Genomic DNA, 13,461 nt, shown 5'->3' with positions numbered 1-13,461 from the left:
CACGTTCGTCGGCCCCTGGGAACCAATTGGGCAGAAACCCGCCTAGTATTTCTAGACCCAAAAGTTCATAGGTGATGAGAAACGGAGTCAAAAACCAGGCAATGCTCTAGTTCGCCCGGCCTTCTCTACCGTTGCCGACCTCTCAAACTCGTTCACGAGATGCCATCGGGTGCGCCAACGGTCTGGTAAAGCTGACGTTGGCTAACCACAGCAACTCGACAATTCACGGCCTTGCGGCGCAGAATCTAAAAAAATCGCTCCTGTCACCAAAGCAGACTGAACGCCACTCTGATGACAGAACAAATCATTTACTAGGCCTCAGAAAGCTCTGGGCTAGTCTTTGTTGCGACTCTGGGCCGCCCAGGCAGCAAGATGTTCAGCAGAATAGCCGTTAGACCGCCGGTAGAGATACCCGAGGAAAACACGTTTTTAATCAGGGCAGGCTTATCGGCGAAGATATCAGGAGAGTAAACTACCCCTAGACCCAGCGCCAGGGAGACAGCCACAATTACGGCAGAGCGGCGATCGAGCCCGGTAGAGGCCACAATGTTTAGGCCTGCTGTCGCGATCGAGCCAAACATGACCAGCGTGGCCCCGCCCAAAACCGACTGCGGAATCACCTGAAAAACACCGCCAACAATGGGAATCAGGCCCAGAATGGCGAAGATACCGGCCACGTAGAAACCCACGTAGCGGCTGCCCACCCCAGTCATTTGAATCACGCCGTTGTTTTGGCTAAAGGTAGTATTGGGGAAAGTGTTGAACACTGCCGCGATGGCCGAGTTGACCCCGTCACCCAGCACGCCGCCCTTAATGCGGCGGAAGTAGAGCGGGCCAGAAACCGGTTCGCCCGACACCGCCGAGGTCGCTGTCAGGTCGCCAATGGTTTCAATGGCGGTGATGACGTAGAGAATAATAAAGGGCGCAAAGGCCGCGAAATTAAAGTCTAGACCGTAGCGCAGAGGCAGAGGCAGGCGAATCAGCGGCAGGCTGCTGAGAGAGCTAAAGTCAACCAGGCCCAAAACGATCGCGATAATGTAGCCGACCACCAGACCAATAGCGATCGCCCCCATTCTTAAAAAACGGTTTTGCGACAGGGTTAAAAAGACCACAATGGCCAAAACGAGACCGCCCAAAGCCAGGTTTTGGGTGCTACCAAAAGTCTCACTCGCAAGCGCCGGGGCACCGCCAGCCAGGCTAAAGAAGCCGGTCTTGATCAGGCTGAGGCCAATAATCATGACCACCGTACCGGTCACTACCGGAGTAATGATCTGCTGGAGCAGGTGCAAAAATCGGCTCAAAATAATCTCGATCGCGGAGCCAAAAAAGCAAACGCCAAAAATTAGCGCCAGCGCCTGCTCAGGGGTACTGCCGCTGGCGATCGCCGCCGTACCGACGCCAATCACCGGCCCCAAAAACGCAAAGCTAGTGCCCTGCAGGCTCAGCAGACCAGACCCAATTGGTCCAAACCGGCGACACTGAATAAATGTACAAATGCCGCTGGCAAACAAAGACATGCTGACAATAATGCCGGTGTCGGCAGGGCTTGCCCCCAGGGCTCCACAGATTAGCAGCCCTGGAGTGATAATGCCGACAAAGGAGGCCAGCACGTGCTGAATGGCTACAAAAATGGATTCCCCAACCGGCGGCTTATCGTTCAAACCGTAGAGTAATTCAGATTGAAAACTAATTCTTTCGCCGTCCATTTCCTGCTCAATGGTGCTTTCGCGGTCTGCCTGTGCCATGTGCCCTCCCAAAATGTTCTTGTAAAATGCTTGGCTTTGCGACCTAACAAAGAATTACAACCAAAAATGTGTTTGTTTGTTTACTGAGATACAAATGAGAAGGCTTTGCCGATTTGCTTAGCAGAACTTAAGCAAATCTGCGGATTTCCCTCTTCGCAGTACCCCATGTCTCGTTTAAGGCAAAAAGCAGACGAACAGAACACCCCCATGCATACGGTGTACTGTATACATTTGCTTTAGGATGTTATATAAAGAAAAGCCTGGCGCGTTCTGTAGTTAAGAGCACAGGATGTCATAACTCTCCCCAAAGGGGTAGCACAGTGACCAAAAATCCTTCTCAAGAGGGTTGTGCTTTAATTTATGCCCTCAGAGGATATCGAAAACGGTATTGAAACCAACAAAACACTCCAGCCCCGGCCCTATAGGATGTGGCGTTAAGCCAGTCGTCGGGATCCTAAACTGGCCTGGGGTATCTCCTTAGCGATTTTTTATGATCAAGGGTTTGGCAAAATTCCTGGGACTATGCCTGTTGGGCCTGTTGCTGCTGCCCGCTGCCCCCGGCTGGGCCGACAAGGCCGTTGAGCCCCTGGTCTTTGAGGCTAATGGTGGTGCGATCGCGGTGCTCTCATTCTATGAAACCGACCCTGCGACTCAAGCCGATGCGGTCAAGTCGTTTTACAAAACCACCAAGTCGTTTTACAAAACCATTCCCGGCTTTCTCGGGCTGGCGCTTTTCTCCAGCGTGGACGGGGTACGGGCTGTAGAACTAAGTCAGTGGACCGACCAGGCTAGCTACGACGCCTTTCAAAGCTCGCTGGTCAGCGGCGATGGCGACAGCAAAGACTACGAAAAGTACTACGAGCAGTACACCCAGGGCGGCTTCAAAAGCGGCCAAGGCCAGGCCAAAACAAGTGTCAGCCTGGCCGACCCCAGCCTGACCACCGTCTTCACCATTGCCGAAGTGGTATCACCACCGGGGATGGTATCGGCTATTCCTGGCAGCACGGCCCTGGTTCAAATCAGCGATATGGCCACCGACACCCCTGAGCAGCAGGCCAACCTGCTGACGGCGGCCCAGGCGGCCCTGGCGACGATTCCCCAGCTCTACCCCGCTCCGCGTACCGCCATTTTGCTCAAGGGCATCGATACGCCCCACGTTGCCCTGCTTACCCACTGGGGCAGTGCTGCGGAGTTTAGCGACCCCGGTCAAGTTCCTCAGCTAGTGCTAGATACCGCCCAACCGGACGAGGAGGCCGAAGCAGTGGCGTTTACAACCGAAAGCCACCTCTACCAGGCGATTAAGGTAATTACCCCCAAAGCCGAGTATGGCAAGGGGTAATTCGTTATGCCTGTTACTGACGACGGACGGGCAAGCGCCCATGATGAGCCTAGGCGGTTCTGGCACTAGGTCTTTGTTGTTTCACCGCTGCACAGTTTAGATAGTTACCATGGTTGCGAGTTCTCCGACTAAATCTGAGTTTAGCCTCGGCAGCTACCTGCTCAGCGACGGCCCAGCCGGGTTTATGCTGAGCTGGGTAGCGGGGTTTGTCGATACCTCTGCCTTCATTATTTTGTTTGGCATTTTTACGGCTCACGTAACCGGCAATATTGCCCTGGCTGGGTACGAGTTTGTGCAGTCTGACGAAGAATCTACCATTACCCACCTGTTAATGTTTCCGGCCTTTATGGTGGCGGTAGCGGCTACATCTCTGCTGGCTCGCTATGCCCGCAAGAAAGAGTGGCCTGTGTTTGCTGTTTTACTGACAGCCGAGGCGATCGCCCTGACTGTTTTTTTGATTGTGGGAGTCAACCTTTCTCCAGCGCTCATCTTTAACATTCAAGAAGAATACATTCTGCCGATTGGCATTGCTGGAGTAGTGGCGATGGCCATTCAAAATGCTTTAATGAAGGAGGCTAAAGGGGTCTTCAAGAGCTATATTCCCACCACAGTGATGACCGGCAATACTACCCAGCTCACCATCGATTTAGTGCAGGTAGCCGTCTCTAAATTTGCCCCTGCGGGTGACGAAAAAGCGGCTTTAGCTGCCGCCGAATCGGTTGAGCGTATGGGCCGTATTTTACCCATTTTGCTGGGCTTTGCTCTGGGCGGTTTGGGGGCAACTTACTTTGTGTTAATTTCTGAAACCTGGTGGAGCCTGGTTATTCCAGTGATTGTGATATCGTTTATGGCAGTTGTAGCTTTTTCAGAGCACTTTAAAGCCGTTGCCGAAGATCGCTAGCCAGCCTAGCTCAGCAGCGTGAGACCAGTTTTTCCTTGAGTTGTGTCAATTAGTGTTGTGTTGGTTAGTACGGAGATTTTCTAAGCATGTTGCGAAAGCTTTTTGCCCCTGTACTGTGCACGCTGTTGTGTACAGTGCTGTCACTAATTCTGGTTGCTAGCCCGGTGAGCGCCAAGCCATTCCCTTTCTCGCTGCCCCTCTTTGAAAATGTTGACTTAACCGCAGAACAGGAAGCTCTCGTCGAGGATCTGCGCTCAAAGTATGTGCCCCAAATTGAAAGTATTCTCTTCCCCGAACAGCGGAAAAAGTTTGAGCAGTCCATTCAAGACGGCTACAGCTTGCGCAAAGCTTTTAAGGCGATGGCGCTGACAATGGAGCAGAAAGCCGAGTTGTCCGCCACGCTAAAAACCGTTCCTAAGGGGAATTTGTTTGCGGCCCTCACGCCTGAACAGAAGAAGGAGGTCTTCATGAACAAGAAGGAGATGTTCATCCCGACCCCCGACGAAATTGCCGATCGCATTAAAGCCGGGATGGAGAGCAAAGCATCCTTTGCCCCCGATGCGCCTGGGTCTGAAATGTCTCCTACCCCAGAAGAAATTGCGGAAAAGGTAAAGCTGGGCTTTGAGAAGAAGAAAGAGTTTATGCCCAGCCTGGAAGAAATTAAGGAGAAGATTGCCGCCAAGATGGAGGCCATCGCCGAGTAAGTTTGGCGACAGCGCTGCCCTTGAGTTTTTCCCCGCAGAGGTCTAAACGGCCTCTGCTCAGCAATTTAAATTTGCCTATCGTCACCTTCTAGAGGAAGGTGGCATTCACCCAAAACAATCGGGGATAGCAGGTAGAATTTTGTATGCCTAAAAATACCAGCGATCCGTCCAGAATCGCAGCATCAACAAATTCCCCGTTCTTGTTCCCAAAGCGCCTTAGCAACTTGCCACCAGTAAGGCTTTTGGGGGTGCTGCATAGCTACCAATTTAACCAAAATATCCAGTTGCTCACGGTTTAGCGTGTGGCGGCTGAGCTGCTGCTCCATCATTGCTACGCCGTCGGGGGCAATTTCCTTAGGGAGCCGTAGTTTTTTCGGTACGGCCATACACTGCTCTAGATCATCCATTAGCAAGGAGTAAACTCTTTGCCAATAATTCCCCCTATTGCAATACCTCAACCAGCACCACGACCAGGGCTATCAAGCCAGCGGCCACCAATAGCCAATAGATGTTTCCCGCTGCCGTCCTAGCGAAAAACGCCTACTTAAGCGTAAAGTAAGCAAAATTTTTGAGTTGATAGATTGAGACCGTTTAAGCCTCTGTTTTTTGGTCGATCGCGGGTGCAGGCTGGCGGGGACGAGAAATACCTCGGCTCAGCAAAAGCCCCTCGATCTGGCGCAGCAGGCCGAAGTCGGCATCGGGCAGGCTCTGTACGGCCTCTGCCGTCGGCTCGGCATACAAAAACTCAAATGCCGCCAAAAACTGCTCAGGAGTCGCGCTGATAGGCGCTGCTAGATGAGCTGGAATAATGCGCTCGAACTGCCAGCCAGCCACGGCTTTGGCCCAGTCTAAAACCTCCTGGGGGCCACGGTTAAAGATCAGCGTTTGCAAGATGGGAGCCACCTGGAGCTGGCCGTGGTTGTGCAGCGCCCGAAACGACTCGCGCCAGCCGGGCCGCCAGCGAAAGGGGTAGAGGCCAAAGTAGTGGCGGCGCGATCGCACCGGGGCCTGTTTCGCCTCTTTGAACATCTCTCCAGTAGTCGCAACATCCAGGGTGCTGGGGCGAAAGTAAAAGGCAAACAGCGCAATCCGCTGCCACCCCTTGCGCCGGTTAGCAGGGGTGTCAACAATCGCCTCGCTGGCGCTGTCGCGGGCGTGGAACAGGAGCGGAAAGGGATCGATCTGCACGATCGCGGGCGGCTCCTCGGGCACCGCCACGATCGCATCGGTGAGCAACAGGGTGCGGCTGGCCCGGTGAAAGCAGGCGGTTTCGCCAAACGGCCCCAGGCCCAGGTCAATGGGGGGTAGCAGGGCGTAGTCAACCTGGTCGGCAAAGGGAGCCTGGGAGCTGTCGGCGGGCAGCAGGTGGGTGCGATCGCGCGGTAGACCCAGCCAGGGCAGCGGCAAATTGAGCGGAAAGCTCCACTGGTTGGGGGTGACATAGACCTCGGCTTGGGGGAAACGCCGGGCAAAGGGGCCGACAAACACCTTGTGCTCAATACCCGTCACCGTAGACATAATGATGTACTTGACCGGGCCGTAGCGCTCCTCTAGCTCGCGTACCAGGGCGATGCATTCGGGCGTGGGGGCGACGGGCGAGTACACCAGCAGCCCCGTCGGCTCCAGGCGCACCACCGTCATGCGAATGGGCACCACCACGTAGAAAATGCCCTGAAACTGCTCAAAGGTCCAGACCTGGTCTTTGACCACCTCAACCCGCAGCGTGGGCCGCTGGCCGTAGGGGTAGAGGGGCACCACGGGCCAAAAGGGCCAGGCCTGGTCGCGGCGTTTAGAGGGGGCAGAAGCGATAGCTGACATAGGGGCGAAGCGGCAATCCCTGGGAGATATCAATAGTAGTCATAGCCTACTAAAGAACCGGGGGTTCAGACGAGGGGAAGCAAATTCTCACCGGGCTATCAGCGTGGCCTGGAGCAGATACGTTAAGTTAAATAAAACGAGCCGCTGGGCGATGGCGAAGCCTCCCTTTTAGGGAATCGCCCGCCCTACGTTACCTAACCCACCGATGGTTTAACCTCGCCATGAAGCGACGTAAGCTCCTCGAAGCCGGTACCGCCGTGGTTGGCGGCACCTGGCTGTTAAGCAACTTCACCGCTGAACTTCTTTCCCAGCAAGTTAATTCCCAATCCGTAGACACTATGGCAACCTCCAACGAGCAATTTACCGTTAACAAAACCGAAGAGCAGTGGCGCGAGCAGCTCACCCCCGAGCAGTTTCGGGTGCTGCGTCAGCACGGCACCGAGCGGGCTGGCTCTAGCCCCCTCGACAAGGTGTACGAACCGGGCGTGTTCAAGTGCTCGGCCTGCGGCACCCCGCTGTTTACCTCCGACACCAAGTTCAACAGCGGCACCGGCTGGCCCAGCTTCTACGCGCCAATTGAGGGCGCGATCGCAACCACTGTCGATCGCTCATTCTTTATGACCCGCGTAGAAGTGCACTGCGCCACCTGTGGCGGCCACCTGGGCCACGTCTTCCCCGATGGGCCTGCTCCCACCGGCCAGCGCTACTGCATGAACGGCGTCTCGCTAGAGTTTGTGCCCGAACAGGCTTAGTCGCTCATCCCGGTTTCTTCCTCAAAAGTGCAAGCCCCTCGACTTCATCACCAGCTTGAGGTCGGGGGGCTTGCTGTTGCAAATCTCGTAACCCCCAGCCGTGGGCACAGGCTCGCTCCCTAAAATGGCAACAGTTAGTTAGCGATAAAAGTAGTTAGCGATAAAAAGGAGACGGTGATGAATAGGCAATCTTTGTGGCAGCGGTGGTCTGGCCTGGCTGCTGGCGTTAGTTTACTGGTTGTAGGGGCGGCCTGGATGCCTGCCGTCGATGCCAATACAGCTGAGAGCAACTTAACCCAGGCGGAGGCCAATTCTGCCCTGCCTGAGGTCTGGCAACCCGCTAGCGCCGAGGATGAGGAGCAGATCTGGCGTGTTGTGCTGCAAAGCCCGCTGGGAGTAGCCGCCCTCAACCAGCTGGCGATCGAAGGGTTTATCAGCCCGGTTTGCGAAAAAACGCTGTACACCCACGCCGAGTATGAGACGTTTCAAACCCTGTTGCAGGTGCAGTGCCCCACACCGGGCGGCGTTTCGACCGCTCGCGCCTACGACGAAATGCGCGTTACCTTCAACCGATTTGAAGACACCATCAACGACTTCTCGATTGAGCGCATCTACGTGGATTGATGTGGGTGGATTGATGTGGGTGGATTGATGTGGGTGGATTGATGTGGGTGGATTGATGTGGATGGGTTGGCCACGGCGGTAGTCCTGACACTAACGAATCGGATAGCCCCGCTTTCAAATAGGCGGCTTGCGTAGAGGCAAACGGTGTTTGCCTAGCCCAATCGGGGGGTAGCTGAGGCGAATTTAGTCTGAGCCAGCGTCAGGGGATCAGCAGTCGGTGGGTGCCATATCTGTTGGGGAATTAAACCCTGAAATCAAAGGTTCTATCCGACGGGGCAGTGGCTATCTGGGTGAGGCAGGATGCTACCTAATCAGGGTTGAGAGAATGCTGACCCCTTAGTGATACCTTGATGCCATGACCCAACCCCTCACCGATCTGCTGTCAACACGGCCCGACGACTACTGGCTATGCAACGCCCGGCTGCCCCTGGCCTGTCTGGATGCGGCGGCCCCGCTGCGCACCCCCATTGCAGAACTAGCGGCCCCGCCCCGCTCAGAAAACTGGGTAGCGGCTCACCTGCATGTGCAGGGTGGGGCGATCGCGGCATTAGCTCCCATCACCTCGTCTCCCGACGATGGCCTGCCCCGCTACGATCTGGGCCAGGGCCTGGTGTGGCCCTGCTTTGCCGACTGCCACACCCATCTCGACAAAGGCCACACCTGGCTGCGTAACCCCAACCCCAAGGGCACCTTCGATGCAGCCCTTGAGGCCGCCGCCGCCGACCACCGCCACTGGAGCGCCGCCGACCTCTACCCCCGCATGTCGTTTGGGCTGCGGTGCAGCTACGCCCACGGCACCCAGGCGGTAAGAACCCACCTCGACTGCCTGGACGGCCAGGAAAAGATTAGCTTTGCAGTGTTTGACCAGCTGCGGCAGGAGTGGGCCGATCGGCTGACGCTACAGGCCGTCTGTCTGGTATCGATGGACTACTATGATCGCCCCGAAGCTGAGGACTTGGCCGATACCGTCGCCCAGTACGGCGGCATTTTGGGCGGCGTGATTTACCCGCAGCCCGGTCTGGAGGCCCAGATCGATCGCGCCTTTGCCCTGGCCGAGGCGCGGGGGCTAGACCTCGATTTTCACGCCGATGAGAGCCTCAACCCCGACGCCGAGGGGCTGCGAATTGTGGCCGAAACCAAGCTGCGCCGCCGCTTTACGGGCCAGGTCAACTGCGGCCACTGCTGTAGTCTTTCGGTGCAGACCACAGGTCGCGCCCAAGACACCCTGGCCCTGCTCAAAACCGCCGGGGTGAGCGTGGTCAGCCTGCCCATGTGCAATCTCTACCTGCAAGATCGCCAGCCGGGCCGTATGCCCCGCTATCGAGGGGTCACGCTGCTGCCCGAGCTGCGCCAGTTTGAGGTGGCCGTAGCCCTGGCCAGCGACAACTGCCGCGACGCCTTCTTTGCCTACGGCGACCACGACATGGTGGAAGTGTTCAACCAGTCGGTGCGCATTGGTCAGCTCGATCGCCCGATTGGCGACTGGCCCCAGGCGGTCACACGCACCCCGGCTCAAATTATGGGGTTAGATGTGGGGCTGATCGGGGTGGGTCGCCCTGCCGATTTGGTTATCTTTAAGGCCCGCAATCTGAGCGAGCTGCTGTCGCGGCCCCAGAGCGATCGCATTGTCATTCGCCAGGGCACCGCGATCGATACCACCCTGCCCGACTACGCCGAGCTCGACGCCGTCGTCGGAATTTACTAAAGAATGTGCCAGCCATACCGACCTCGACCTGGAAAACCGAACTTCGTTGAGGCATTGGGTTTGCTAGGCTAAATCCAGTAGTCAAGGTTGGGAAAATAGTGGCAGTGCCGCTGCCCAAGCCTGGAGTTGACTACAATAAAGTCGCCTTTGGGGCGATGGCTGGCGCGGGTTTTTAGGAGGATTGGAATGGCTGCTACGGGCTTTAAAGACTACTATGCGGTGCTTGGCGTCAGCCGTACGGCGAGTGCTGATGAAATCAAACAGTCGTTTCGCAAGCTGGCCCGCAAGTACCACCCCGACGTTAACCCCGGCGACAAAGCCGCCGAAGCCAAGTTTAAAGAAGTCAGTGAGGCCTACGAGGTGCTCTCTGACGCCGACAAGCGCAAAAAATATGACCAGTACGGCCAGTACTGGCAGCAGGCCAGCCGAGCCGGGGCAGGCGGAGCCTACGGTAGCCCCTTTGGTGGAGCCTACGGCAGCCCCAGCGACGGTGGCTTTGACTTCAGCAACTACGGCAGCTTTGACGAATTCATCAACGAGCTGCTGGGCCGCTTTTCGACCACAGGCGGCGGGCGATCGTATTCCTACGGCACTCCTGGCGGCGGGGCGGCGGGCCCTGGCTTTGGCTACGACGCAGCGGGGGCTAGCCAGTCCTTCGATCAGGAGGCCAGCATTCGCCTCACCTTCAGCGAGGCCTTCCACGGGGCACAAAAGCGCCTGCGGATTGGCAACGACAGCGTCGAGGTGCGCATTCCGCCGGGGGCCAAGCAGGGCAGCAAAATTCGCCTCAAGGGCAAAGGCCCCATGAACCCCTACAGTAAGCAGCCCGCCGACATTTACCTGGTGGTGCAGCTCGATACCCACAGCTTCTTTAAGCTGGAGGGCGACAGCCTCACCGCCGAAGTGCCGATTACCCCCGACGAAGCCGTGCTGGGCGGCAAAATCGACGTGCCCACCCCCGACGGCAGCGTCACGATGAACCTGCCAGCGGGCATTCGCTCGGGTCAGAGCCTGCGGCTGCGGGGCAAAGGCTGGCCCAGCCCCAAGGGCGATCGCGGTGACCTGCTGATCAAAGTGGTGATCACGCCGCCCAGCAGCCTGAGCGATACCGAGCGCCAGCTCTACGAGCAGATTCGCGCCAGCCGCACCAGAAGCCCTCGCCAAGACCTGACGAATACGCGGCTATAGGCTGCCTTAGCTCCGTTGGCCCAGGCTCCAGGTAAGGGATTTGCCAATTTAATGAAGCCCCATTGTCATTGTCCTGAAGATAGGGCCTGCTTGTCACTCCCGCAGAAGCGGGCATCCATTCACTGAGCTGCTCTCGATTGGATGCCCGTCTGCACGGTCATGACGGGTGTCTGTTAGGGCGCGGAAATAGGCGGGCTCCAGCAATGCTGGTGGGTAGTGCCCACCCTACGGTACACAACGGTTTCGGTCTGCTCAGGGAGTCAGATCGTTCTCGCGATCGCCCGCATTGAACGGGTCATTGCTGATATCGATATCGTCGGCGTCGTTGACGTAGTTGCCATCGGCGGGGCCGGGCTGCTCTTCGTAGAAGTCGGCTTCGTAATCGGTGTTAATCACAAAGTCGTCTGACTCAAAGACATCGAATTCGTCCTCAGACCAGACATTGAAGGTGTTCCGGGAGTCTTCGATCGCGGGGGGAATGCTTTCTTCAATTTCGGTTTCGACGGGCTCCAGCTCCTCGTCGGTAAACGGAGCTTCGGGGGCAGAGGTCTGTGCAACAGCGGCGGTGGGCATACCAAGGCCCATCAGGGTCGCTACGGGCAGGCCCAGCAGCAGGCCAAAAAAGGTAGAGCCAGCGGGTGGAAAAGGGACGTTTTGAGGTTTCAAAACTAATTCACCTCCTGTTAAAAGTTAGCTGTGTCATGTATAAAGTCATCCTAAAATTTTGGGGCTAAACCCTCATCATTCCAAGGATCCATTTTGGTGAACCCATTTGAAGCCCCCAGGGGGAGTCCTGCGATCGCGGCCATGACAGGTAGTATTTGAGCAATGTTTTGGGCCAAGATGAGCACCGATGACGAAGAACGACATACCTAAATTTGCGGCCCTTTCGCCGACAGACTACGCCGATGTTCTGGGGCGATCGCAGGTGATGGAGTTTGGCATTCGAGAACTGTGGCCCCGCATTCCTCGGCTAGCAGGCCCCGCCTACACCGTTCATTGCCCAGCGGGGGATAATCTGATGCTGCACGCCGCTATCTACCGGGCCGCTCCCGGTTCTGTGATCGTGGTGCAGGCGGGCGATGTGGACTACGCTATGGCCGGGGGCAATGTCTGTGCGATCGCCCAAAACCGAGGCATTGCTGGCTTTGTGGTCGATGGTGTGATCCGCGACCTGGCCGAAGTGCGCGAAGCCCAGTTCCCGGTGTTTGCTCGCGGGGTAATGCCGGTGCCGGGGCACAAAAAGCAGTTGGGCACGATCAATCAGCCCGTCGTGTGCGGTGGCGTGCGGGTCAGCCCTGGAGATATAGTAGTCGCCGATGAAGAGGGTATTGTGGTGATTCCTGTCGCGCAGCAGGAGGCGGTTTGGCAGGCGGCCCGCCAGCGCAGCGAGGCCGATGCCGCCCGATCGCTCACCGATTGGGAAGCTAACCACCGCGCCAAAGTAGAGCAAGCGTTGCAGTCTCTAGGCTTTACAGAGGTGGACAGCGCCCTATGAAAGTTGATGTTTTTAAGATTGCCCAGAGCGGCCCCGACGACCTGAGCGGGCTGATGGATCTAATTGTGCAGCAGCGGCTCGACCCCAAAACCATTGTGGCGGTGATGGGCAAAACCGAGGGCAACGGCTGCGTCAACGATTTCACTCGGGGCTTTGCCGTCGCCACCCTCAAGGGGTACCTGCAAAAGTTGATTGGCGACGCCCTCACCAGCCAAATTGTGTTTGTCATGTCGGGGGGCACCGAGGGGGTACTGAGCCCTCACCTGACCGTGTTTACTCGCCAAACTGAGGGTTTAGCGGGGCCAACTCAGCCCGGCCTGGCGCTGGGCGTTGCCCACACCCGAAATTTTGCAATGGATGAAATTGGTACGCTGACGATGGTGCAGGTGGTGGCTGAGGGCGTGAAGGGGGCGATCGCCGCCGCTGGTCTCACCCCGGCAGCGGTTCACTTTGTTCAGATCAAATGCCCGCTAATTACCGCCGCGCGCCACACTGAGGCCGCCGTCACCCCAGACAGCTACAAGTCGATGGCCTACTCGCGCGGGGCCTCGGCCCTGGGCGTGGCCGTAGCCCTGGGTGAAGTGCAGCTCGACCGGCTCACCAATGCCGATATTTGTCACAACTACGGCCTCTATTCGGCGGTGGCCTCGACTTCGGCGGGGGTAGAGCTGCAAAACTGCGAAATTTTGGTTTTGGGCAACGCTCCCAACACCCACAGCCACTACCAGATCGGCCACAGCGTGATGGCCCACGCCCTCGATGTGGCCGCCGTCAGCCGGGCGATCGCCAGCGCCGGAGGGCAAGACAGCGCCCCCATTGTAAATATCTTTGCCAAGGCCGAAGCCGATCCATCAGGCCAGATCCTTGGGCACCGCCACACGATGCTCGACGACTCTGATATTAACCACACCCGGATGGCCAGGGCCGTGGTGGGGGCCGCGATCGCCTCGGTGGTGCAAGACCCCATGATCTACGTCTCTGGCGGCAGCGAGCATCAGGGGCCACCAGGGGGCGGCCCGATCGCCGTCATTTTAAGCGATCGCAGCTAATCAATCCCCAGGTAATTGCTCAACTAGGTTGACGGGTACCGGCGAATGAGAGAGGGTGGTAGACTTTTGCCATGAAAGACCTGCCGCCCTTAGAAGGCCTTAGTTCTGAGGAGAAAGATGCTCTGATTCGAGAGCTGT

Annotated in this window: 13 protein-coding genes; 9 read left to right on the top strand and 4 right to left on the bottom strand. The window is 57.2% G+C overall.

Annotated elements, in window-relative coordinates:
* Positions 1-311: 311 nt before the first annotated feature.
* A complete protein-coding gene (locus ACQ4N7_RS20665) occupies positions 312-1,745 on the bottom strand; it encodes a uracil-xanthine permease family protein (protein ID WP_430713383.1) in 1,434 nt (477 codons plus the stop codon).
* 490 nt (positions 1,746-2,235) lie between these two features.
* Here ACQ4N7_RS20665 and ACQ4N7_RS20660 point away from each other — a divergent pair, with 490 nt between their 5' ends.
* The 3 genes from ACQ4N7_RS20660 to ACQ4N7_RS20650 all read left to right on the top strand — a co-directional run bounded on the left by ACQ4N7_RS20660 (position 2,236) and on the right by ACQ4N7_RS20650 (position 4,689).
* Complete coding sequence (locus ACQ4N7_RS20660) at positions 2,236-3,084, top strand: antibiotic biosynthesis monooxygenase family protein (RefSeq protein ID WP_430713382.1); 849 nt, start codon at positions 2,236-2,238, stop codon at positions 3,082-3,084.
* A 109-nt stretch (positions 3,085-3,193) separates the two neighbouring features.
* Complete coding sequence (locus ACQ4N7_RS20655) at positions 3,194-3,985, top strand: YoaK family protein (RefSeq protein ID WP_430713381.1); 792 nt, start codon at positions 3,194-3,196, stop codon at positions 3,983-3,985.
* Between the two features lie 86 nt (positions 3,986-4,071).
* Entirely contained in the window at positions 4,072-4,689 is a 618-nt protein-coding gene (locus ACQ4N7_RS20650) for a hypothetical protein (protein WP_430713380.1), read from the top strand.
* A gap of 182 nt (positions 4,690-4,871) precedes the next feature.
* On the opposite strand, the gene ACQ4N7_RS20645 is transcribed toward ACQ4N7_RS20650, so the two are convergent.
* Both ACQ4N7_RS20645 and ACQ4N7_RS20640 read right to left on the bottom strand, forming a co-directional pair.
* Positions 4,872-5,075: a hypothetical protein gene (locus ACQ4N7_RS20645; protein WP_430713379.1), complete on the bottom strand. Its 204-nt coding sequence runs from the start codon at positions 5,073-5,075 to the stop codon at positions 4,872-4,874.
* Between the two features lie 205 nt (positions 5,076-5,280).
* Positions 5,281-6,507 carry a DUF4336 domain-containing protein gene (locus tag ACQ4N7_RS20640; protein ID WP_430713378.1) on the bottom strand — a complete coding sequence of 409 codons (1,227 nt, stop codon included), beginning with the start codon at positions 6,505-6,507 and terminating at the stop codon, positions 5,281-5,283.
* Between the two features lie 221 nt (positions 6,508-6,728).
* Here ACQ4N7_RS20640 and msrB point away from each other — a divergent pair, with 221 nt between their 5' ends.
* The 4 genes from msrB (at position 6,729) to ACQ4N7_RS20620 (ending at position 10,776) form a co-directional block, all read left to right on the top strand.
* Positions 6,729-7,259 (top strand): peptide-methionine (R)-S-oxide reductase MsrB, encoded by a 531-nt coding sequence (gene msrB, locus ACQ4N7_RS20635; protein ID WP_430713377.1) that lies wholly within the window; start codon positions 6,729-6,731, stop codon positions 7,257-7,259.
* A gap of 177 nt (positions 7,260-7,436) precedes the next feature.
* A complete protein-coding gene (locus ACQ4N7_RS20630) occupies positions 7,437-7,883 on the top strand; it encodes a hypothetical protein (RefSeq protein WP_430713376.1) in 447 nt (148 codons plus the stop codon).
* 355 nt (positions 7,884-8,238) lie between these two features.
* Positions 8,239-9,588 carry a cytosine deaminase gene (locus tag ACQ4N7_RS20625; RefSeq protein ID WP_430713375.1) on the top strand — a complete coding sequence of 450 codons (1,350 nt, stop codon included), beginning with the start codon at positions 8,239-8,241 and terminating at the stop codon, positions 9,586-9,588.
* A gap of 186 nt (positions 9,589-9,774) precedes the next feature.
* A complete protein-coding gene (locus tag ACQ4N7_RS20620; RefSeq protein ID WP_430713374.1) occupies positions 9,775-10,776 on the top strand; it encodes a DnaJ C-terminal domain-containing protein in 1,002 nt (333 codons plus the stop codon).
* Between the two features lie 252 nt (positions 10,777-11,028).
* On the opposite strand, the gene ACQ4N7_RS20615 is transcribed toward ACQ4N7_RS20620, so the two are convergent.
* Positions 11,029-11,442, bottom strand: coding sequence for a hypothetical protein (locus ACQ4N7_RS20615; protein WP_430713373.1), 414 nt, complete (start codon positions 11,440-11,442; stop codon positions 11,029-11,031).
* A 187-nt stretch (positions 11,443-11,629) separates the two neighbouring features.
* Between ACQ4N7_RS20615 and ACQ4N7_RS20610 the strand changes: the two genes are divergently transcribed.
* Both ACQ4N7_RS20610 and ACQ4N7_RS20605 read left to right on the top strand, forming a co-directional pair.
* Complete coding sequence (locus tag ACQ4N7_RS20610; protein ID WP_430713372.1) at positions 11,630-12,274, top strand: RraA family protein; 645 nt, start codon at positions 11,630-11,632, stop codon at positions 12,272-12,274.
* Complete coding sequence (locus tag ACQ4N7_RS20605; protein ID WP_430713371.1) at positions 12,271-13,323, top strand: ring-opening amidohydrolase; 1,053 nt, start codon at positions 12,271-12,273, stop codon at positions 13,321-13,323. The genes ACQ4N7_RS20610 and ACQ4N7_RS20605 overlap by 4 nt, the downstream gene beginning before the upstream one ends.
* Positions 13,324-13,461: the final 138 nt, after the last annotated feature.

The sequence above is a fragment of the Nodosilinea sp. AN01ver1 genome, assembly GCF_050565655.1.
In the GTDB taxonomy this organism is placed as follows: domain Bacteria; phylum Cyanobacteriota; class Cyanobacteriia; order Phormidesmidales; family Phormidesmidaceae; genus Nodosilinea.
This window is presented reverse-complemented; position numbering and strand designations above follow the sequence as displayed.